Source organism: Streptomyces sp. NPDC088387, from assembly GCF_044753385.1.
GTDB lineage: Bacteria > Actinomycetota > Actinomycetes > Streptomycetales > Streptomycetaceae > Streptomyces.
The window spans coordinates 683,858-702,640 of sequence record NZ_JBIVNC010000004.1 but is presented as its reverse complement, the minus strand read 5'-3'; the positions used below and the strand labels follow the sequence as shown (position 1 = coordinate 702,640).

Sequence of the window (18,783 nt, the reverse complement as noted above, 5' to 3'; positions counted from 1 at the left end):
GGTGAAGACATGCCAGACACGACACCAACGGCAGGGTTCGACCTCGACGCGTACTTCAAGGGCATCGGCTGGACCGGGTCGGCGCGGGCCGATCTCGCGACGCTGCGCGGGGTGCATCTCGCCCACGCGCGGGCCATCCCGTTCGAGAACCTCGACCCGCTCGCCGGCGAGGCGCCCTCCCTCGACCTGGCCGACATCACCGCCAAGATGCTGCACAGCCGGCGCGGCGGCTACTGCTACGAGCACAACACCCTGTTCGCGGCCGTGCTCCAGGCGCTCGGCTTCGGCGTGACGCTGCTCGCGGCCCGCGTCGTCGTCGGCACCGACCGCTTCGAGAGCCGGCCGCGGTCGCACATGGCGCTGCTGGTCGAGGTGCCCGGCGACCCGCAGCCGTATCTCGCGGACGTCGGGTTCGGCGCGATCGGGGGGCTGCTGGAGCCGGTGCCGCTGATCGCGGAGACCGAGTTCGCCGACGCCGGGCGCCACCACCGGCTGGTGCACACCCCGCACGACGGGCCGCTGGAGCCGTGGGTGCTCCAGGCGCACACGGCCGAGGGCTGGGAGTCGCAGTACGCGTTCACGCTGGAGCCGTTCGAGCACTCCGACTTCGAGATGATCAACTGGCATGTGGCGACCAACCCGCGCTCGCCCTTCAGCCGCAGGATGTACGTGCTGCGGGTGACGCCGGAGCGCCATCTCCTCCTGGACGACGGGGTGCTGACCGAGACGCGGGAGGACGGGCTGGTCACCACCCGCCGGCTGGCGGACCGGGCCGAGATGGTGCGGGTGCTGGACGAGGAGTTCGGCATCGAGATCCCGCGGCCGTAGTACGGCCTCGGGACTGGTGCGCTCGCAGGTTGAGGTGTCGCGTATTCCAGGGGTTTCTCGTCGGGAATCCGAGGGTTTGGTGTCCTGCTTCCCGGGTGTGGTGCCTCGGGGGCGCTGTGAACCCGCGCGAGTGGCCTCTGGTGTGGGGACGTGCGTGTTGTCCGGGCTCGGTTCACGCTTCGTCGTGGTGGGTGAGGTGGCCGTCGGTGAGCCGCCAGTAGTGCTGGTGGGGAGTCAGTTGCCAGGTCTCGTCGGCGGAGATCGCTTGCGTGATCCATTCATGGAGCTGCGGGAGCGCGTCTGCTCGTAGAACAGCGCGGGTGGCAGCACGTTCAGTGGCGTCGACGGGGTGGACGTCTATGCGGAAGCCGACGCTGTCCGGGTGGATGCCGCGGCCGTAGTTGCGGGGGTTGGGGGCGATCCATGCCGCTCCCAGGACGATGGTCCCGCTGTCATGTCCGGTGAGGAAATCCACGTCCGTGACCCGGGTCATGTAGGGGCCCAGACACTCGTTGATGTCGGTGGTGGTCAGCGGCCAGGCACGGTGCCGGGGCAGTCTTCGATTTCGTGCGGACATGGAGAGCAGAATGACAGAAGGTCACTGTCGGCCGTCGCAGGAGTCGGTGGGCTTGCGGTAGCCCTGCGGACACCGGCTCACGCGGACGGGCGTCAGCCCACGCGCTGTTCGAAGCACTCCTCCTTGCCCGCCTGGGCCGCCGGCTGGAAGCAGGCCCGCAGGACGGCTCCCGGGCGGGTCACCGTCATCAGCGTGTAGACGTAGGCGGCCGTGTCGACCTCGTCCCTGATGTCCGTGCCGTACGTCGCGCCGCCCGCCGTGCTCTCCAGCCGGTCGCCGACCCGGGTGCCCCAGGTCCGTGCCCAGCCGGTCCGGCACTCCGGGCTGTGGCGCAGCTCGATCCAGGCGCCGGTGGACGTGCGGAACGTGGCGACGTTGTCCGGCGAGTCGCCGCAGTTCATGTGCATCGCGTCCTGGCCCTCGCAGGCCGTGCCCCGGCAGCGCGGCGGGTCGGAGGCGGACGGCGGCGCCGCCCGCAGGCTGCTGCGCCGGTCGCCCCGGTCCGCCTGGAGCACCACGGCGGCCGCGGCACCGCCCACGACCACCGCGCACACCGCCGCGATCAGTACGGTGGCCCGGCTGCCGGGCCGCCACCGCGGAGCCCGGCCCGGCACCGGCACGACGCCGGGCGCCGGGGCGGACGGCGCGCCGGGAGCGGCGGGCGGCGGTGGCACCGGTACGACCGCCTGCTGGTCCGGGCCCGCCGGTTCCGTGCCCCGGCCGCTTCCCTCCGACTCCGCGATCTCCCACAGGGCGACATACCGCCCGGCGGGCTCCCCGGCGAGCCGGCACAGCTCCTGCACGGCCTGCCGGGGCGGCAGCGCCCTGCCGTTGAGATAGCGGTCCCACGACGACTTGCTGTACGTGGTCCTGGTCGCGAGCGCGGCCAGGCTCAGCCCGGTCTTCGTACGCAACTCCCGCAGTGCGGCGGCGAGATGAGCCCGCCCGGGAGAAGCGACGGTCCGCTTCGCCGGGGTCATGCCCGCAGTGCCTTCCAGGTGTGCGGGCCCACGATGCCGTCCACCACCAGGTCGGCCTCGTTCTGCACCTGCTTCACCGCGCGCTGTGTCAACGGCCCGAAGATCCCGTCGACATCGCCCGTCGCGAAGCCGGCCCGCCGCAGCAGACACTGCACCTCGGCCACGTCCGGCCCGGCATGGCCGTACGCCACCAGGGTCTTCCCCGTACGGCTGTTGCCCGCGAACCACTGTCCGTCGACGCGCTCGAACTCGCAGGTGTACGACGGTCTCGACGGCGAGGGCGACTCGGGCGCCCCGGCGACGCCGGACGCGCGCGGGGCCGCCACGGAGCCGGTGTCACCCATCACGAAGCGCGCGATGAGCACCACGCTCACCGCGACCACCACGGCCAGTGCCACCGCGCCCGCCATCAGCGCCAGTCCGGGCGCCCGTCCCGGGGACGGCCCGTCCTCGGCTCCGGCCACCGGCGGCGCGGGCCCGGTGACGTCCGTGACGTGCGTGACGCCCGCGGAGTCCGTGTCGGACGCGGCCGCTGTCCGTCTGGCGTCGTCCCAGGCCACGGCGGCGACCTCGTGCAGTGCGAGCAGTTTGGTCGGGTCCTCGTCGCCGATCGGGGCGATGGCCTCGACGGCCTCTCTCGGCGGCAGGGCCCGTCCGCCCAGATACCGCTCCCACGACTTTGCGCTGTACCCCGTCTTGGCTGCGAGTTGTCGGACGCTGAGCCCGCTGTGGTCCTTCAGCCGGCGCAGCCTGGTGATCAACTGCCTTACCCGTGGGTCGAGTTCCGCGGGCAGCTCTTTCCAACGCGACATGTTCCCCCCGGAGACGCGGTCGTCGTGCTCCGTGTTTCGCATTCTGCATCAGAGCGCGCGTTCGATATCCGCCGCCGACTTCCGTACCCGCCCGGAATCGGCCAAGGTCCGCTTCCGGCGTCCCGCGGGACCGTCATCGCCGCCCGTCTCCCACCAGGTCAGCGGATGGGCCGTCCCATGGGACCGTCACTTCTGAGGCAATTGTGGTGGGCGCCACCGTTGGCGGCCCAAGCTCGTGTCGAGCCGGCCGAGCGGTCGGCCACCGTCCCACAACAGGGGGAAAGCATGCGAGCTTTGACGAAGACCTTCGTCAGCGTCACCTGTGCCGTCGGGATCGCCGCGGGCACGCTGGCCACCGCGGGCACCAGTGCCGCGGCGCCCGCGCCGGCCGCGCAGACATCGGTCAGCACGCAGGACGCGGGCGTCCTCGCGGTCAACAACCTTGGCCTGAGCACCGGGCAGGCCCGCAACGTGCAGTGCTGGCTGAACGAGTACTGGGGCTACCCCGGTCCGTTCGACGGGCTGCTCGGCACCAACAGCTGGATGGCGTTCCAGCGCCAGCTCCGGGCCCACTGGGACTACAACGACAGCATCGACGGGATCGTCGGACCGAACACGGTGAGGGCGCTCCAGCGACTGCTGAAGGCCGCCTGGGGCTATACCGGCGCCATCGACGGGGACGCCGGAGACGGCACCCGGGCCGCGTTCAAGCGCTTCGCCAACAACTGGGGCCACCTCTGCTGAGGTTGAGGTCCTGAGCCCGGACACGGCCCGTCCTCCCACCGGGGGAGAGGACGGGCCGCCCGGCGTCAGCTCGCGGCGACGTGTCCCGCGAAGGCCGCCCAGGCCTCCGGCGAGGCGGTGAGGACGGGGCCGGTCGCCGCGGGGTTCTTGGAGTCACGGATGTGGATGGTGTGGGGGCAGGCGGCGACCTCGACGCATTGGCCGCCCTCGCTGCCGCTGTAGCTGGACTTGGTCCAGGAGAGGGCGACTTCGAGGCAGGCGCCGCCCTCGCTGCCGCTATAGGTCGACTTGAACCACTGAAGCGCCTCGGTGCTCATCGCTCTCCTAGCAGACGGTCGAGCAGGCCCGTCGAGTCCTGAGTGGTCAGGGCCTGCGTCCGCAGCATCGCATACTTGCGCGCCAGCCTGGAGACCTCGTCCGCATCGGCGACCCACTGGCTGCCGCGCTGGGACTCGGCGTACGCGAGGTGCTGGTGGTCCGGGGTTTCGAGGAGAATGAAGGGCCCGTCCACCCCCGCGTGGCAGGGGCTGCTCAGAAGCAGGAACTGTAGTGATACGCAGGGGAGTTCCGCGATCTCGCGCAGGTGACGAAGTTGTCCGATCCGGACCTCCGGTCCGCCGAGTCCCATGAGCAGCACCGCTTCCCAGACCACGAAGCTCAGTGTCGGCGCGTTCTTGCGGTGCAGGATCTTCTGCCGCTCCAGTCGCGCCGCCGTCCGTGTCTCGATCTCGTCCCCGTCGTAGGCGGGCACGCGGTTACGCAGCACGGCCCGCACATACTCCTCCGTCTGGAGAAGTCCCGGGAGCACCGCGTTGTCGTACCAGGACAGGGCGATCGACTCGCGCTCATGCTCCATGTAGACCTCGGCCCACATCGGGAACTGGTCCACGTCCGGGAGGTTGGCCACCCCCGCCCCCAGCATTCCCTTCGTCTGGAGGATGTCGTCCAGCAGCGCGGCCAGGTCCGGTTTCAGTGACCTCCGGCCCTGCTCGACCGACGCGATCGTCTCCTCGTCCAGACCCACGAGGTCGCCCAGCGCACCCTGGGTGTACCCCGCGAAGCGCCGGGCCGCGCCCAGTTGCTTGCCCAGCATCTTCATCGACGTCAGGTTCTTCGGCCGCGGCGGCCTCTTCGCGCTCATGCTGGACTCAATCCCCCCGCGCAGACGTACGTCACCGGCTGGGCACCCGTACAAAAAATCTGTACGGGTTCACCCGGTGATCAACGTTAGTGACTCTCCGCAACCATCGTCTTGTGAACGAGTCGATTCAACTTCCGCCCCTGCGCGAGCGGTTCTTCCCGCGAGCCCGGCGATCCGTGCCCGCCGCGCGGCGGTTCACGGCCGAGACGCTCACGGGCTGGGGCCTCGGCGGCACCGCGCGCGCCGACGACGTACTGCTCTGTGTGAGCGAGCTGGTGACCAACGCCCTGCTGCACGGTGTGCCACCGGGGCGTCAGTTACGGCTCTTCCTGCGGTACGACGGGCGCCTGCTGGCCGTGGAGGTCCATGACAGCGGTGGCGGAACACCGCGGATCGTCCGCGACGGCGACGAGGGCGGCCGGGGGCTGCTGCTGGTCGCGGCGCTCAGCGACAAGTGGGGGGTGCGGGAGCGGGAGTTGGGCAAGGCGGTGTGGTGCGAGTTCGTGTGCGGGGAGGGCGGGGCCGATGCCGATCGGCCCTGCCCTCCCGCCCGGTGAGTCAGAGGCGCTCGGGGGTGCGGATGCCGAGCAGGGCCATGCCCCGGTGGAGGGTGCGGGCCGTCAGTTCGACGATGAACAGGCGGTTCTGTGTCTGCTCGGGGGTGTCGGCCTTCAGGACCGGGCACTGGTCGTAGAACGTCGTCAGGTGCGACGCCAGCTGGTACAGGTACGCGGCCAGCTTGTGCGGTGCGTACTCCGCGGCGGCCTCGAAGACCGTGTCGCCGAAGGCGTCGAGGTGCAGGCCCAACGCCCGCTCCGCCGGGGCGAGTTCGAGACTCGGGCGGGCGATCGGGGTGGCCTTCGCCTCCTCCGCCTTGCGCAGGATCGACTTGATCCGGGCGTACGCGTACTGGAGGTAGACGGACGTGTCGCCGTGCAGCGAGACCATCTTGTCGAGGTCGAACTTGTAGTCGCGGTTCGGCGACGTCGACAGGTCGGCGTACTTCACGGCGCCGATCCCGACGTACCGCCCGTTCTCGACGATCTCCTCCTCGGTCAGGCCGACCTTCTCGGCCTTCTCGCGGACGACCGCCGTCGCCCGGTCGACCGCCTCGTCCAGCAGGTCCTCCAGCCGTACGGTCTCGCCCTCACGTGTCTTGAACGGCTTGCCGTCCGCGCCCAGCACCGTGCCGTAGCCCATGTTGTGCGCGGTGATGCCCTCGCTCAGCCAGCCCGCCCTGCGGGCCGTCTCGAAGACCATCCGGAAGTGCAGCGACTGGCGGACGTCCACGACGTAGAGCAGCGTCGTCGCGTGCAGGTCGAAGACCCGGTTGCGGATCGCGGTCAGGTCGGACGCCGCGTAGCCGAAGCCGCCGTCCGCCTTCTGCACGATCAGGGGGACCGGCTGGTCGTCCTTGCCGCGGATCTCGTCGAAGAACACGACCAGCGCGCCCTCCGAGCGGACCGCGACGCCCATCTCCTCCAGGAGGCGGACCGTCTCGGGCATCCCGTCGTTGTACGCGGACTCGCCGACGATCTCCTCGTCGCGGATCTCCATGTCCAGCTTCTCGAAGACCGAGTTGAAGTAGACCTTCGACTCGTCGACGAACTGCTGCCACAGGTCGAGCGTCTCCTTGTCGCCGGACTGGAGGGCGACGACGCGCTTGCGGGCCCGCTCCTTGAACTGCTCGTCCGCGTCGAAGACCGCGCGTGACGCCTTGTACACCCGGTTCAGGTTGCTCATCGCCTGCTCGCCGTCGATGTCGGCCGCGGGGGCCAGCTCGCCGGGGTTCTCGACCAGGTACTGGATGAGCATGCCGAACTGGGTGCCCCAGTCGCCGATGTGGTGCCGGCCGATGGTCTGCTCGCCGGTGAAGTCGAGCATGCCGCGGAGGGCGTCGCCGATGACCGCGGAGCGGAGGTGGCCTACGTGCATCTCCTTCGCCACGTTCGGCTGGGCGTAGTCGACGATCGTGATGCCGGGGTTCGGCTTCAGGGGGACGCCGAGGCGGTCGCCGTCCAGGTGGCGGGCGGCGAGGTTGGAGATGATCGCCTCGTCGGTGACGGTGATGTTGAGGAAGCCGGGGCCGGAGACCTCGACGTCCTTGATCACTTCGCCGGTGGTGATGTTGGCGACGACCTGGGTGGCGAGGTCGCGGGGGTTTGTCCTGGTCTTCTTCGCGAGGGCGAGGATGCCGTTTGCCTGGTAGTCGGCCCGGTCGCTTCGTCGGAGTGACGCGTCTGCGGCGGTGCCCGGGAGGGTGGTCGCGAGGGCGTCATTGAGCTGGGTGTCGACGAGGGTGGTGATGGAGGGGACCGGGGGCATGGGCATGGGCTGCCGTTCTTTATCGGGGATTGACAGTCCCCTTCATTGTCCCACGGGGGTCCAGCGCATTTCCGTGCGCGGCCCCCACCGGGCCCGCGGACGAAATTGGGTGGAACCTGCGTGGGAGAATGTGGGGGTCGGCCGTGGACCGTGCGGCTGCCTGGAGAAAGAAGGACGTGCCGATCGTGGCTCAGAGTACCGAGACCACCGACTGGGTCTCCCGTTTCGCGGATGAGGTCATCGAGGAGTCGGAGCGTCGGGCCCCGGGCGCGGTGACATCAGTCGCTACCGCTCCGGGTCTCGTCGTCGCGTCGGGGCTCTCGCCCTCCGGGCCGATCCACCTCGGGAACCTCCGCGAGGTGATGACCCCGCACCTCGTCGCCGACGAGCTGCGCCGCCGCGGGCTCCAGGTGCGGCACCTGATCTCCTGGGACGACTACGACCGCTACCGCAAGGTCCCCGCGGGCGTCGCCGGCGTCGACGAGACCTGGGCCGAGCACATCGGCAAGCCGCTGACCTCCGTGCCCGCCCCCAAGGGCTCCGCCCACCCCAACTGGGCCGAGCACTTCAAGGCCGCGATGGTCGAGTCGCTCGCCGAGCTGGGCGTGGAGTTCGACGGGATCAGCCAGACCGCCCAGTACACCTCCGGTGTGTATCGGGAGCAGGTGCTGCATGCGATGCGGCACCGCGGTGACATCGACGCCATCCTCGATCAGTACCGGACCAAGAAGGCCCCGCCGAAGAAGCCGCAGCAGAAGGCCGTCGACGAGGCCGAGCTGGAGGCCGCGGAGGGGTCCGGCGCCGCCGCCGAGGACGACGGCAGCTCCGGGTCCGCCGGGTACTTCCCGTACAAGCCTTACTGCGGCAACTGCGAGAAGGACCTCACCACCGTCACCGCGTACGACGACGACACGACCGAGCTGACGTACACCTGCGACGCGTGCGGGTTCTCCGAGACCGTACGGCTCAACGAGTTCAACCGCGGCAAGCTGGTCTGGAAGGTCGACTGGCCCATGCGCTGGGCCTACGAGGGTGTCATCTTCGAGCCCAGCGGCGTCGATCACTCGTCGCCGGGGTCCAGCTTCCAGGTGGGCGGGCAGATCGTCGGGATCTTCGGCGGACGGCAGCCCATCGGGCCCATGTACGCCTTCGTGGGGATCTCCGGGATGGCGAAGATGTCCTCGTCCCGTGGCGGTGTGCCCACGCCCGCCGACGCGCTGAAGATCATGGAGCCGCAGCTGCTGCGCTGGCTCTACGCCCGGCGCCGTCCCAACCAGTCCTTCAAGATCGCCTTCGACCAGGAGATCCAGCGGCTCTACGACGAGTGGGACAAGCTCGACGCGAAGGTCGCGGACGGGGAGGCACTGCCGGGTGACGTCGCCGCGCACGCCCGTGCGGTGGGGATCGCCGGCCGTGACCTGCCGCGTACGCCGCGGCCGATGCCGTACCGGACGCTCGCGTCCGTCGCCGACATCACCGCCGGGCATGCGGATCAGGCGTTGCGGATTCTGTCCGAGCTGGATCCGGCGCAGCCGGTGGGGGCGCTTGACGAGGTGCGGCCGCGGTTCGACAAGGCCGAGGCCTGGATCAACACGCAGGTGCCTGCCGATCAGCGGACGATCGTGCGGGGGGAGCCGGATGCGGAGTTGTTGAAGTCGCTCGATGATCGGGGGCGGGAGTCCGTACGGCTGTTGCTGGACGGGCTTGCCGGGCACTGGTCGTTGGACGGGCTGACGCATCTTGTGTACGGGGTGCCGAAGGTGCAGGCCGGGTTCTCCGCCGACGCGACGCCGAAGGAGTTGCCGGCTGAGATCAAGACCGCGCAGCGGGCGTTCTTCGCGTTGCTGTATCACCTGCTTGTGGGGCGGGATACGGGGCCGCGGCTCCCCACGCTCCTCCTGGCCGTCGGCCAGGACCGAGTCCGCCGCCTGCTCGGCGAGTAGCCCACCAGCGCCCCTTGGGAGGCGGCTGCGCCGCCATGTTCTTCGTCCGCGGGCCGGTGGGGGCCATTCGCGCAGTTCCCCGCGCCCCTGAAGGACGGCGGCTACGCCGCCTGCCCTTCCCCTATGGCGGCGGAGCCGCCTTAAGGGGCGCGGGGAACTGCGCGACAAGCCCCCGCCGGGCCCGCGGGTGCACTCGATGGCGGCGGAGCCGCCTTAGGAGGCCCGCGGGGTTAGGCGATGTGTTCGTCTTCCAGTTCTGCTGTGTGGCGTTTTTGGAAGCGTAGGACCATGCGTTTGGCGTCTGCGTCCGGAACCGGGACGCCATACGTCGCTTCTACGTTGGCGCTGTATTCGCGGGGGGTCGGGTAGCCGCTGCCGTCTATCGATTGTTTGAAGACCTGGTAGTAGTCCTCCTCGGTGGGGTCCGGGGGCAACTGGCCCCCGCCCTCACCGAGTTCGCGCGTACGCCCCGGACTCACCGGGATCGGAAACGTGCCGGTGTCCTCCGGCGAGGTGGGCGGCGGCGGCTCCTCGAAACGCCCCGCCTGCTCCTCGTAGCGCTGCTGCTCCTCGTACCACTGCTCGTACTGCGTCTCCGGGTCGTACCGGGGGTCGTAGCCACCCTGGTACTCGACCTGGCGGGGTTCCGCCTGGAACCAGGGGCTTGCTTCTTCCGGCTGCGGTGGGAGCGGGATCGGCGCTTCGGGGCGTTCGGCGCGCTCGGGGGCGGGGGCCGACAGCTGCGCGGGGGGCGGGGCCGCCTGCACCTGCACCGCCGGGATCAAGGTCTGGTCGATGCCCGCCGCCGCGAGGCCCGCCGGGGCGGTGTTCGCGAGTGGTACGCCGTATTTCGCCAGGCGCAGTGGCATCAGTGACTCCACCGGGGCCTTGCGGCGCCATGCGCGGCCGAAGCGGGAGCGCAGCCGGGCCTGGTAGACGAGGCGTTCCTGTTCCAGCTTGATGACCTGCTCGTAGGAGCGCAGCTCCCACAGCTTCATCCGGCGCCAGAGCAGGAACGTGGGTATCGGCGAGAGCAGCCAGCGGGTGAGCCGGACACCCTCCATGTGCTTGTCGGCGGTGATGTCGGCGATCCGCCCGATCGCGTGCCGGGCCGCCTCCACGGCGACCACGAACAGCACCGGGATCACCGCGTGCATACCCACACCCAGCGGGTCCGGCCAGGCCGCCGCGCCGTTGAACGCGATCGTCGCCGCCGTGAGCAGCCACGCCGTCTGGCGCAGCAGCGGGAACGGGATGCGGATCCAGGTCAGCAGCAGATCGAGGGCGAGCAGAATGCAGATGCCCGCGTCGATGCCGATGGGGAAGACGTAACTGAAGTCCCCGAAGCCCTTCTTGAGCGCGAGCTCACGGACGGCCGCGTACGAACCCGCGAAACCGATCCCCGCGATGATCACGGTTCCCAAGACGACCAGACCGATGAGAACGCGGTGCGTCCGTGTCAGCTGAAGTGGCGCGGCCACCCGTACTCCCCTCCCACTGCGTGTTGTTGCGCGGCCAACAGGGTGGCACATGAGAACGAAGGACGGGGGCCCGGTCTCCGGACCGTCACCGACCGGACGCCAACACGACGCGGACGAAGAAGACTTCGCCGGTCAAGCCCGATCAGGAGGACTTCGAGGACGACGAGGACTTCGGGGACGACGGGGACGCGCCGGACCCCGTGGGGGCCGCCTCCGGGGAGGTGTCGCCGCCCGTGCCCGATCCGTTCGCCTTCGTCACCGAGGCCACGGCCTCCTTGGCCGCCTTCTGCGCGTCCTTCATCAGATCGTCCGCGTCCGGCGTCTTGTCGCCCGCCAGGCCGGCGCCGTTGTAGTCGAGCGTGACGACCACGTTCTCCACGCGCGCCACCACCGTCTGCTGCTTGAACGCGCCCTCGTCCTTCTTCAGGTCGTAGCGCACGGCCGTCGCCTGGTCACCGACACCGGTCGCCGGCGCCGCCTTCACGTTCTTCGCGCCGTCCACGGCCTGGACGTCCTGGACCTGCTTCTCGTAGTACTCCCGCGCCAGTTCGTCGCCCGCGCCGCGGGTGACGTCGGACTCGAAGCGCAGCAGCGACACGTTCAGCCAGCGGAACTGGGAACCGTCCACACCGTTGTTGTCGAGGCTGCTCCAGGAGCAGCTGGCACGCGTCGAGATGTCGTCCGACGTGCCCTCCTTGCCCTTGACGCCCTTGGGCACCAGATCCTCGAGGGTCTTCTTCGCCAGTACGTCACACGACTCCGGCAACTCCCGGTACGCCGCCGCCTGCACGGTCGGCGAGGGGCTCTGGGACGCGCTCGACGGGCTCTCGGACGCCTTCGCGTCGTCGCCGGAGCCGGAGGAGCAGGCCGTGGCCACCAGCATCACGGGAACGGCTGCCACCCCGAACAGGACCCTGCTCACGCCCCGGGCTCGCATGTCGCGCTGGTCGGCTCGCTGTGCTCGTCGCTGCATGGTTCCTTCACTCATGAGGCTCGTGCTTCCTGCGTTCGGACTGCGTTCGGACTGCGTTCGGATCAGGTCCGAGGGGCCACGGTACGCGGTGAAGAACCTGTGTGAGCCGTCTTCAGGGGCTTGGCATACAAGGGTGTGGAACGCCTCACATGCCGTCAGCCGGACAGCGAGTCGGCCAGCTGCGAGGCCAGTTTCCGGGCTTTGTCCTGCATTTCCTTGCTGTCCGGGACCGCCCCGACGGTCGCCGGCTGCTCCTCGTACTCGATCGTCACGATCACGTTGGACGTGCGGAACGCCACAGTCACCGTGCGCTGCTCGGCCGTCGAACCGGAGCTGCTGAGCGCGTCGTCCACAAACGCCTCGTCGCCGAGGCCGTCGAGGGTGCGCGGCTGGAGCGCGGTGGGGGTGGCGTCGGCGGACGGCGAGGCGGTGGAGGACGGGGACCCGGAGGACGGCGTACCGGAGGGGGAGCCGGACGGGCTGCCCGACGGACTGCCCGAGGGGCTGCCCGCGCTCGCCGTCGGCGTCCCGGTCGGCTCCGGCAGGTCCGCCGCGACCTGCTTCGTCCCGAACAGCAGCTCCGCCTGGGAGTCGTCACTGACCGAGCTGTCGTACGACACCACCCGCTCGAAGTCGACCAGCAGATGGTCCGTGGCGGTCGTCCCCTCCACCTTCCACCGGCAGCCCACCTTGCGGTCCGTGTCGTACGTCAGCGTCGCCTCGCCCTCGTAGGCCTGCGCGCGCCGCTCCTCGTCGGGGAGCTCCTTGATGCCCGGGAGCAGCGAGTCGAGGGTGTCGTCGCTGACGACTCCGCAGGGCTCGGGGAGGGTGCGGTAGCGGCCGGGCTGGGCGGCCTCCGTCGCCGTACCGGCGTCGCCGGGGTTGGCGTTGTCCTCCGTGCCGCCGTCGGTCGAGCCGCCGGTGCAGCCGGCCAGCAGGGCCGCGAGGAGTGCTGCGACGCCGGGTACGTAAGCCTTCCGCTGCACGGTCGGGCTCCTCTCGACGGGGGTTCGGACGGCGGTGGACCGGGTGATCCTTTATGGCCGGTACTCCAGTGTCCCCGCTGGTTATTCGCTTGCCGCGCCGGGGTGGCCACTGGGAACAATGTGTATCGCACGCCGAGCCGTGGACGCCGGTCCGTTGTCCCTTTCCTTGCTCCTGGCGCCGTTTTTGCGATTTCCGAATTTTATTAGTTTCACGGGGGATTGGATCAGTTATGTCGTACGTGGAAGTACCGGGTGCGAAGGTACCCATCCGGATGTGGGCCGACCCGGCGTCGGTCGAGGGCGGTGCGCTCCAGCAGCTGCACAACGTCGCGACCCTGCCCTGGATCAAGGGCCTGGCCGTGATGCCGGACGTGCACTACGGCAAGGGGGCGACGGTCGGGTCCGTCATCGCGATGCGGGGTGCGGTGTGCCCGGCGGCGGTGGGTGTCGACATCGGCTGCGGAATGTCGGCCGTCAAGACGTCCCTCACGGCGAACGACCTGCCCGGCGACCTCTCCCGGCTGCGCTCGAAGATCGAGCAGGCGATCCCGGTGGGCCGCGGGATGCACGACTCCGCCGTCGACCCGGGCCGTCTGCACGGCTTCGCGACGGGCGGCTGGGACGACTTCTGGGGACGGTTCGACGGTGTCGCCGAGGCGGTCAAGTTCCGTCATGAGCGGGCCGGAAAGCAGATGGGAACGCTTGGATCGGGGAATCATTTTGTCGAAGTCTGCACGGATTCGACCGGCTCTGTCTGGCTGATGCTGCACTCCGGTTCGCGGAACATCGGCAAGGAACTCGCCGAGCACCACATAGGCGTGGCCCGGAGCCTGCCGCACAACCAGGGCCTGATCGACCGCGACCTGGCGGTGTTCGTCGCGGACACCCCGCAGATGGGGGCGTACCGCAACGACCTGTTCTGGGCGCAGGAGTACGCCAGGTACAACCGCACGATCATGATGGCGCTGCTGAAGGACGTGGTCCGCAAGGAGTTCAAGAAGGCGAAGCCGGCCTTCGACACGGAGATCTCCTGCCACCACAACTACGTCTCGGAGGAGCGCTACGAGGGCATGGACCTGCTCGTCACCCGCAAGGGGGCGATCAGCGCGCGGTCCGGCGAGTACGGGATCATCCCCGGTTCCATGGGGACGGGTTCGTACATCGTGAAGGGTCTCGGCAACGAGAAGTCCTTCAACTCGGCCTCGCACGGCGCGGGCCGGCGCATGAGCCGAAGCGCGGCCAAGCGGCGGTTCTCGACGAAGGACCTGGAGGAGCAGACGCGGGGCGTGGAGTGCCGCAAGGACTCCGGCGTCGTCGACGAGATCCCGGGCGCCTACAAGCCGATCGAGCAGGTCATCGACCAGCAGCGCGACCTCGTGCAGGTCGTCGCGAAGCTGAAGCAGGTCGTGTGTGTGAAGGGCTGACCAACGCCTCCGGGTGACCCTGTTGAGGGGTTACTCGGAGGCGTTGTCCGTTTCGCGGTGGACCTTTGTGTTGGAGGCCTGGGCCCGGGGGCGGACCACCAGGAGGTCGATGTTGACGTGGCTGGGGCGGGTGACGGCCCAGGTGATGGTGTCGGCCACGTCGTCCGCGGTGAGGGGGGCGGCCACGCCGTCGTAGACCTTCGCGGCCCGGGCCTCGTCGCCGCCGAACCGGGTCAGCGCGAACTCCTCCGTCCTGACCATGCCGGGCGCGATCTCGACGACGCGGACCGGGCGGCCGACGATCTCCAGGCGCAGGGTCTCGGCGAGGACGTGCTCGGCGTGCTTGGCTGCCGCGTAGCCGCCGCCGCCCTCGTAGGTGGCGAGGCCCGCCGTCGAGGAGACGACGACCACCGTGCCGTCGCCGCTCGCCTCAAGCGCCGGGAGCAGGGCCTGGGTGAGGTTGAGGGTGCCGAGCACGTTCGTCTCGTACATCTGCCGCCAGTCCGCCGGGTCGCCGCTCGCCACCGGGTCCAGGCCCAGCGCGCCGCCTGCGTTGTTCACCAGCACGCCGATCGTGCGGAACGCCGTGGCGAACTCGTCCACCGCCTCGCGGTCCGTGACGTCCAGCGGGTACGCCGTCGCCTTGCCGCCCGCCGTCTCGATCTCCTCGGCGAGCGCCTCGATGCGGTCCTTGCGGCGGGCCGTCAGGACGACCCGGTAACCCGCCGCCGCCAGTTGCCGGGCGGTCGCCGCGCCGATTCCACTGCTGGCTCCGGTGATTACGGCGATACGGGACGCGGCGGCGGGTGGCGTCGTCATGTGCGGTGCTCCTTGGCGCGGGTGCGGGTGCGGATGCGGGGGCTGCTGGGGCGGGGGTGAGGATGCGGGTGCGGGGGCTGATGGGGCGGAGGTGAGGAGGCGGGTGCGGGCGGGGACTGTGGGACGCGGGTGCCGGCGGGGACTGCGGGACGCGGGGTGCGGGGCGCAGGCCGTGGTCAGGATATGTGGGTGGGGCGGGGGCCTTTCGGGGCCCTCCGCCTAGCGGCGGACCGTCCCCGTCGCCGCCCCCGCGGCGGCGGGCTCGCTGTCGTAGCGGTCGCGTGCCTCGTGGACCTGCTCGATGTTGGCCTCGGCCCAGTCCTTCACCGCCGCCAGCAGCATCCGCAGGCTCATGCCGAGCGGGGTCAGCTCGTAGTCGACGCGGACGGGGACGGACGGGGTGACCGCGCGGGTCAGCAGGCCGTCGCGCTCCAGCGTGCGCAGGGTCTGGGTGAGCATCTTCGGGCTGACGCCGGCGATCTTGCGGGCGAGGTCGCTGTAGCGCATCGGGCCGTCGCCGAGCGCGGCCAGGACCAGGCTGACCCACTTGTCGCTGATACGGCCCAGGAGCTGGTTGGTCGGGCACGAGCGGATGAAGGCGTCGTACTCGCGACGGGCCTCTTCCCTGCGCTGGGCGGCGGTCTGGGTCGCCATCGCTTTCCTCCCGGTGATGTACGCACCTTCAGGTAACTACTTACCAATGGATAGTAGCTCTTCCTAGGGTTGCTCCCGGTTGCGGAGATACCGCGACCGACAGTGACATTTCGGGAGCTGATCGGCATGCGTGCAGCAGTGGTGACGACCTTCGGCGGGCCGGAGGTCGTGGAGATCGCCGAGACCGGGACGCCGGAGCCCGGTGCCCGGCAGGTGCGGATCAAGGTCGCGGCCGCCGCGCTGAACCCGGTCGACGCGGGGGTGCGGTCCGGTGTCTTCGGCGGGGCGGGCGAGCGGCTCGGCCAGGGCTGGGACGTGGCCGGGACGGTCGACGCGGTCGGCGAGGGCGCCGCGTGGCGGGTGGGCGACGAGGTGGTGGCCCTGCACTACGGGGCGGTCAAGCCGCTCGGGTCGCACGCGGAGTACGTCGTGGTGGACGCCGGTGCGGTGGCCAAGGCGCCGGCCGGGGTGGACGCCGTCCACGCGGCCACCCTCCCGCTGAACGCCCTGACGGCCGTACAGGCCCTGGATCTGCTGGAGCCGACGCCGGGGCAGTCGCTCCTGGTGACGGGTGCGGCCGGGGCGGTCGGCGGGTACGCCCTCCAGTTGGCCGCGCTGCGGGGCGTTCCGGCGACCGCGCTGGCCCGCGAGACGGACGAGGAGCTCGTGCGGTCCCTGGGGGCGGCCCGGGTCGCGACCGCGGACGAGGGCGGCTTCGACGCCGTACTCGACGCGGCCTTCCTCGGTACGGCGGCCCTCGCCCGGGTGCGGGACGGGGGCGCCTACGTCGGTGTCATCCCCGGGGCCGGGCCGGCGGCCGAGCGCGGGGTGCGGGTGGACACGGTGGAGGTGTCCGCCGACGGGGCCCGGCTGGCCGAGCTGGTGAGGCTGGTGGAGGACGGCACGCTGACCCTGCGGGTCGCGGAGACGTACGCCCTGGACGACGTCGTGAAGGCGCACGCGCGGCTCGCGGAGGGTGGGGTGCGGGGGCGGATCGTGCTGGTGCCGTAGCGCGAGGCGGGGCGGGGCGGTGCGGTGCGGTGCGGGAGTGGCGTGGCGTGGCGTGGCGAGGCGGGGCGTGGGGAGTGGCGTGGCGTGGGTGTCGGGGGAATAGGGGGCGGGGGGTCGTCGTTCACCGGGTAAAGTTGAAGAGTCAACAACCTGGAGGGTGAGCGACCATGCAGTTCGGGATCTTCAGCGTCGGCGATGTCACGCCGGACCCGACGACGGGCCGGACGCCGACCGAGCGCGAGCGGATCAAGGCCATGGTCGCCATCGCGCAGAAGGCCGAGGAGGTGGGCCTGGACGTCTTCGCCACCGGCGAGCACCACAACCCGCCGTTCGTGCCGTCCTCGCCGACGACCATGCTCGGGTACATCGCCGCCCGTACCGAGCGGCTGATCCTGTCCACGTCCACCACGCTGATCACCACCAACGACCCGGTGAAGATCGCGGAGGACTTCGCGATGCTCCAGCACCTGGCCGACGGGCGGGTCGACCTGATGATGGGCCGGGGCAACACCGGCCCGGTCTACCCCTGGTTCGGCCAGGACATCCGGCAGGGCATCAACCTCGCCGTCGAGAACTACGCCCTGCTGCACCGGCTGTGGCGCGAGGACGTCGTGAACTGGGAGGGGAAGTTCCGTACGCCGTTGCAGAGCTTCACGTCCACGCCCCGGCCGCTGGACGGGGTCCCGCCGTTCGTCTGGCACGGGTCCATCCGCTCGCCGGAGATCGCCGAGCAGGCCGCGTACTACGGCGACGGGTTCTTCCACAACAACATCTTCTGGCCGGCCGACCACACCAAGCGGATGGTCGAGCTGTACCGGTCGCGGTACGCCCACTACGGGCACGGCACGGCCGAGCAGGCGATCGTCGGGCTCGGCGGGCAGGTGTTCATGCGGCGGAACTCGCAGGACGCGGTACGGGAGTTCCGGCCGTACTTCGACAACGCGCCGGTGTACGGGCACGGGCCGTCCCTGGAGGACTTCACCGACCAGACCCCGCTGACGGTCGGCTCCCCGCAGGAGGTCGTCGAGAAGACCCTCGCCTTCCGGGACTACGCCGGTGACTACCAGCGCCAGCTGTTCCTGCTCGACCATGCGGGGCTGCCGCTGAAGACCGTCCTCGAACAGCTCGACCTGCTCGGGGAGGAGGTCGTGCCGGTGCTGCGCAGGGAGTTCGCGGCGCGGCGGGCGGCGGGGGTGCCGGATGCGCCGACGCACGGGGCGTTGGTCGCGGCGCGGCGGGTCGGTGCCGGTGCCAGTGCCGGTGCTGGTGCCGGTGCTGAGCAGGAGGTGAGTGCGCGATGAGGCTCGTGGTGGTGTCGGCGGGGTTGAGTGTGCCGTCGTCCACGCGGCTGCTGGGGGATCGGCTGGCTGCCGCCGTCGTGGGGTTGTCGCCGGTCGACGTGGACGTGGAAGTGGTGGAGCTGCGTGAGCTCGCCGTCGAGATCGCGCACCACTTCACCAACGGGTTTCCCGGGCGGCGGCTCGGGGAGGCGTTGGCGGCGGTCGCCGGGGCGGATGGGCTGGTCGTGGTGACGCCGGTGTTCAGTGCGTCGTACAGCGGGCTGTTCAAGTCCTTCTTCGATGTGCTCGACGAGGGTGTGCTGGACGGGAAGCCGGTGCTGGTCGCGGCGACGGGGGGTAGTGCTCGGCACTCGCTGGTGCTGGAGCATGCGATGCGGCCGTTGTTCGCCTATCTGCGGGCTGTGGTCGTGCCGACGGGGGTGTACGCGGCGTCGGAGGACTGGGGGGCGGAGGGGTTGGATGCGCGGATCGCGCGCGCTGCGGGGGAGCTGGTCGCTCTGACGGGGGTGGGGGCGGCTGCGGCTGCGCCGGTGGCGGATTCGGGGTTCGAGGTCGTGCCGTTCGAGGAGCGGCTGGCTGCACTGCGCGCGGGCTGACGGGGCCCGGGGTGAGGGTGCCCTGCGGGGCGTTTGCGCTGCCCGGCGCGTCGGGGATGCGGCGGGTGTGGGTGCCCTGCGGGGGCGTTGCGCAGCCCGGCGTGACGGGGTGCCGTCGCGCCCACCCGTGCCGCCCCAGCGGCACAGCTGCCCGCGGCTGGGTGGGTTGTGGGGGCGCGGGTGCCGCG

At 70.5% G+C, this 18,783-nt stretch carries 19 protein-coding genes; 8 read left to right on the top strand and 11 right to left on the bottom strand.

Going from position 1 to position 18,783, the window contains the following annotated elements; translation table 11 throughout:
* The first annotated feature begins 9 nt into the window (after positions 1-9).
* A complete protein-coding gene (locus ACIQAC_RS14745) occupies positions 10-828 on the top strand; it encodes an arylamine N-acetyltransferase (protein WP_402190599.1) in 819 nt (272 codons plus the stop codon).
* A gap of 172 nt (positions 829-1,000) precedes the next feature.
* On the opposite strand, the gene ACIQAC_RS14740 is transcribed toward ACIQAC_RS14745, so the two are convergent.
* From ACIQAC_RS14740 to ACIQAC_RS14730, 3 genes are all read right to left on the bottom strand, one after another.
* A complete protein-coding gene (locus ACIQAC_RS14740) occupies positions 1,001-1,405 on the bottom strand; it encodes a hypothetical protein (RefSeq protein ID WP_402190596.1) in 405 nt (134 codons plus the stop codon).
* Positions 1,406-1,497: 92 nt separating this feature from the next.
* Positions 1,498-2,385 (bottom strand): helix-turn-helix domain-containing protein, encoded by an 888-nt coding sequence (locus tag ACIQAC_RS14735; RefSeq protein WP_402190593.1) that lies wholly within the window; start codon positions 2,383-2,385, stop codon positions 1,498-1,500.
* On the bottom strand, positions 2,382-3,197 hold the full coding sequence (locus ACIQAC_RS14730) for a peptidoglycan-binding protein (protein WP_402190590.1): 816 nt from the start codon (positions 3,195-3,197) through the stop codon (positions 2,382-2,384). The genes ACIQAC_RS14735 and ACIQAC_RS14730 overlap by 4 nt, the downstream gene beginning before the upstream one ends.
* A 285-nt stretch (positions 3,198-3,482) precedes the next feature.
* On the opposite strand from ACIQAC_RS14730, the gene ACIQAC_RS14725 reads away from it, so the two are divergent.
* On the top strand, positions 3,483-3,941 hold the full coding sequence (locus tag ACIQAC_RS14725) for a peptidoglycan-binding protein (protein WP_402190587.1): 459 nt from the start codon (positions 3,483-3,485) through the stop codon (positions 3,939-3,941).
* A 65-nt stretch (positions 3,942-4,006) separates the two neighbouring features.
* Here ACIQAC_RS14725 and ACIQAC_RS14720 read toward each other — a convergent pair whose 3' ends face one another.
* Together ACIQAC_RS14720 and ACIQAC_RS14715 are read right to left on the bottom strand one after the other, a co-directional pair.
* On the bottom strand, positions 4,007-4,258 hold the full coding sequence (locus tag ACIQAC_RS14720; protein WP_402190585.1) for a DUF397 domain-containing protein: 252 nt from the start codon (positions 4,256-4,258) through the stop codon (positions 4,007-4,009).
* Positions 4,255-5,082, bottom strand: a complete 828-nt coding sequence (locus tag ACIQAC_RS14715; RefSeq protein WP_402190582.1) for a Scr1 family TA system antitoxin-like transcriptional regulator — start codon at positions 5,080-5,082, stop codon at positions 4,255-4,257. Before ACIQAC_RS14715 ends, ACIQAC_RS14720 begins: the two co-directional genes overlap by 4 nt.
* 113 nt (positions 5,083-5,195) lie before the next feature.
* On the opposite strand from ACIQAC_RS14715, the gene ACIQAC_RS14710 reads away from it, so the two are divergent.
* Positions 5,196-5,639, top strand: coding sequence for an ATP-binding protein (locus ACIQAC_RS14710; protein ID WP_402190579.1), 444 nt, complete (start codon positions 5,196-5,198; stop codon positions 5,637-5,639).
* A 1-nt stretch (position 5,640) separates the two neighbouring features.
* Here the strand turns inward: ACIQAC_RS14710 and argS are convergent, their stop codons facing one another.
* Entirely contained in the window at positions 5,641-7,407 is a 1,767-nt protein-coding gene (argS, locus tag ACIQAC_RS14705; protein ID WP_402190763.1) for an arginine--tRNA ligase, read from the bottom strand.
* A 176-nt stretch (positions 7,408-7,583) separates the two neighbouring features.
* Here argS and lysS point away from each other — a divergent pair, with 176 nt between their 5' ends.
* Complete coding sequence (gene lysS / locus ACIQAC_RS14700) at positions 7,584-9,350, top strand: lysine--tRNA ligase (protein WP_402190576.1); 1,767 nt, start codon at positions 7,584-7,586, stop codon at positions 9,348-9,350.
* 230 nt (positions 9,351-9,580) lie between these two features.
* Here lysS and ACIQAC_RS14695 read toward each other — a convergent pair whose 3' ends face one another.
* The 3 genes from ACIQAC_RS14695 to ACIQAC_RS14685 form a co-directional block, all read right to left on the bottom strand.
* Positions 9,581-10,831, bottom strand: coding sequence for a DUF2637 domain-containing protein (locus ACIQAC_RS14695; RefSeq protein ID WP_402190574.1), 1,251 nt, complete (start codon positions 10,829-10,831; stop codon positions 9,581-9,583).
* A 142-nt stretch (positions 10,832-10,973) separates the two neighbouring features.
* Positions 10,974-11,804, bottom strand: a complete 831-nt coding sequence (locus ACIQAC_RS14690; protein WP_402190572.1) for a DUF3558 family protein — start codon at positions 11,802-11,804, stop codon at positions 10,974-10,976.
* 155 nt (positions 11,805-11,959) lie between these two features.
* Positions 11,960-12,790: a DUF3558 domain-containing protein gene (locus ACIQAC_RS14685; protein WP_402190570.1), complete on the bottom strand. Its 831-nt coding sequence runs from the start codon at positions 12,788-12,790 to the stop codon at positions 11,960-11,962.
* Positions 12,791-13,020: 230 nt separating this feature from the next.
* On the opposite strand from ACIQAC_RS14685, the gene ACIQAC_RS14680 reads away from it, so the two are divergent.
* Positions 13,021-14,214, top strand: a complete 1,194-nt coding sequence (locus ACIQAC_RS14680) for an RtcB family protein (protein WP_402190567.1) — start codon at positions 13,021-13,023, stop codon at positions 14,212-14,214.
* A gap of 30 nt (positions 14,215-14,244) precedes the next feature.
* On the opposite strand, the gene ACIQAC_RS14675 is transcribed toward ACIQAC_RS14680, so the two are convergent.
* Together ACIQAC_RS14675 and ACIQAC_RS14670 are read right to left on the bottom strand one after the other, a co-directional pair.
* Complete coding sequence (locus tag ACIQAC_RS14675) at positions 14,245-15,033, bottom strand: SDR family NAD(P)-dependent oxidoreductase (protein ID WP_402190565.1); 789 nt, start codon at positions 15,031-15,033, stop codon at positions 14,245-14,247.
* A gap of 219 nt (positions 15,034-15,252) precedes the next feature.
* On the bottom strand, positions 15,253-15,687 hold the full coding sequence (locus tag ACIQAC_RS14670) for a winged helix-turn-helix transcriptional regulator (RefSeq protein WP_402190562.1): 435 nt from the start codon (positions 15,685-15,687) through the stop codon (positions 15,253-15,255).
* Between the two features lie 126 nt (positions 15,688-15,813).
* Here ACIQAC_RS14670 and ACIQAC_RS14665 point away from each other — a divergent pair, with 126 nt between their 5' ends.
* The 3 genes from ACIQAC_RS14665 to ACIQAC_RS14655 all read left to right on the top strand — a co-directional run bounded on the left by ACIQAC_RS14665 (position 15,814) and on the right by ACIQAC_RS14655 (position 18,595).
* Positions 15,814-16,698: an NADP-dependent oxidoreductase gene (locus ACIQAC_RS14665; protein ID WP_402190560.1), complete on the top strand. Its 885-nt coding sequence runs from the start codon at positions 15,814-15,816 to the stop codon at positions 16,696-16,698.
* A gap of 167 nt (positions 16,699-16,865) precedes the next feature.
* A complete protein-coding gene (locus tag ACIQAC_RS14660; protein WP_402190558.1) occupies positions 16,866-17,999 on the top strand; it encodes an LLM class flavin-dependent oxidoreductase in 1,134 nt (377 codons plus the stop codon).
* Positions 17,996-18,595 carry a CE1759 family FMN reductase gene (locus ACIQAC_RS14655; RefSeq protein ID WP_402190555.1) on the top strand — a complete coding sequence of 200 codons (600 nt, stop codon included), beginning with the start codon at positions 17,996-17,998 and terminating at the stop codon, positions 18,593-18,595. Before ACIQAC_RS14660 ends, ACIQAC_RS14655 begins: the two co-directional genes overlap by 4 nt.
* Positions 18,596-18,783: the final 188 nt, after the last annotated feature.

Excerpts from the sequence above, each read along its gene's own strand:
- ACIQAC_RS14745 (WP_402190599.1), top strand. The coding sequence starts at position 10 with ATGCCAGACACGACACCAACGGCAGGGTTCGACCTCGACGCGTACTTC.
- ACIQAC_RS14740 (WP_402190596.1), bottom strand. The coding sequence starts at position 1,405 with ATGTCCGCACGAAATCGAAGACTGCCCCGGCACCGTGCCTGGCCGCTG.
- ACIQAC_RS14735 (WP_402190593.1), bottom strand. The coding sequence starts at position 2,385 with ATGACCCCGGCGAAGCGGACCGTCGCTTCTCCCGGGCGGGCTCATCTC.
- ACIQAC_RS14730 (WP_402190590.1), bottom strand. The coding sequence starts at position 3,197 with ATGTCGCGTTGGAAAGAGCTGCCCGCGGAACTCGACCCACGGGTAAGG.
- ACIQAC_RS14725 (WP_402190587.1), top strand. The coding sequence starts at position 3,483 with ATGCGAGCTTTGACGAAGACCTTCGTCAGCGTCACCTGTGCCGTCGGG.
- ACIQAC_RS14720 (WP_402190585.1), bottom strand. The coding sequence starts at position 4,258 with ATGAGCACCGAGGCGCTTCAGTGGTTCAAGTCGACCTATAGCGGCAGC.
- ACIQAC_RS14715 (WP_402190582.1), bottom strand. The coding sequence starts at position 5,082 with ATGAGCGCGAAGAGGCCGCCGCGGCCGAAGAACCTGACGTCGATGAAG.
- argS (WP_402190763.1), bottom strand. The coding sequence starts at position 7,407 with ATGCCCCCGGTCCCCTCCATCACCACCCTCGTCGACACCCAGCTCAAT.
- ACIQAC_RS14690 (WP_402190572.1), bottom strand. The coding sequence starts at position 11,804 with ATGCAGCGACGAGCACAGCGAGCCGACCAGCGCGACATGCGAGCCCGG.
- ACIQAC_RS14680 (WP_402190567.1), top strand. The coding sequence starts at position 13,021 with ATGTCGTACGTGGAAGTACCGGGTGCGAAGGTACCCATCCGGATGTGG.
- ACIQAC_RS14675 (WP_402190565.1), bottom strand. The coding sequence starts at position 15,033 with ATGACGACGCCACCCGCCGCCGCGTCCCGTATCGCCGTAATCACCGGA.
- ACIQAC_RS14670 (WP_402190562.1), bottom strand. The coding sequence starts at position 15,687 with ATGGCGACCCAGACCGCCGCCCAGCGCAGGGAAGAGGCCCGTCGCGAG.
- ACIQAC_RS14665 (WP_402190560.1), top strand. The coding sequence starts at position 15,814 with ATGCGTGCAGCAGTGGTGACGACCTTCGGCGGGCCGGAGGTCGTGGAG.
- ACIQAC_RS14660 (WP_402190558.1), top strand. The coding sequence starts at position 16,866 with ATGCAGTTCGGGATCTTCAGCGTCGGCGATGTCACGCCGGACCCGACG.
- ACIQAC_RS14655 (WP_402190555.1), top strand. The coding sequence starts at position 17,996 with ATGAGGCTCGTGGTGGTGTCGGCGGGGTTGAGTGTGCCGTCGTCCACG.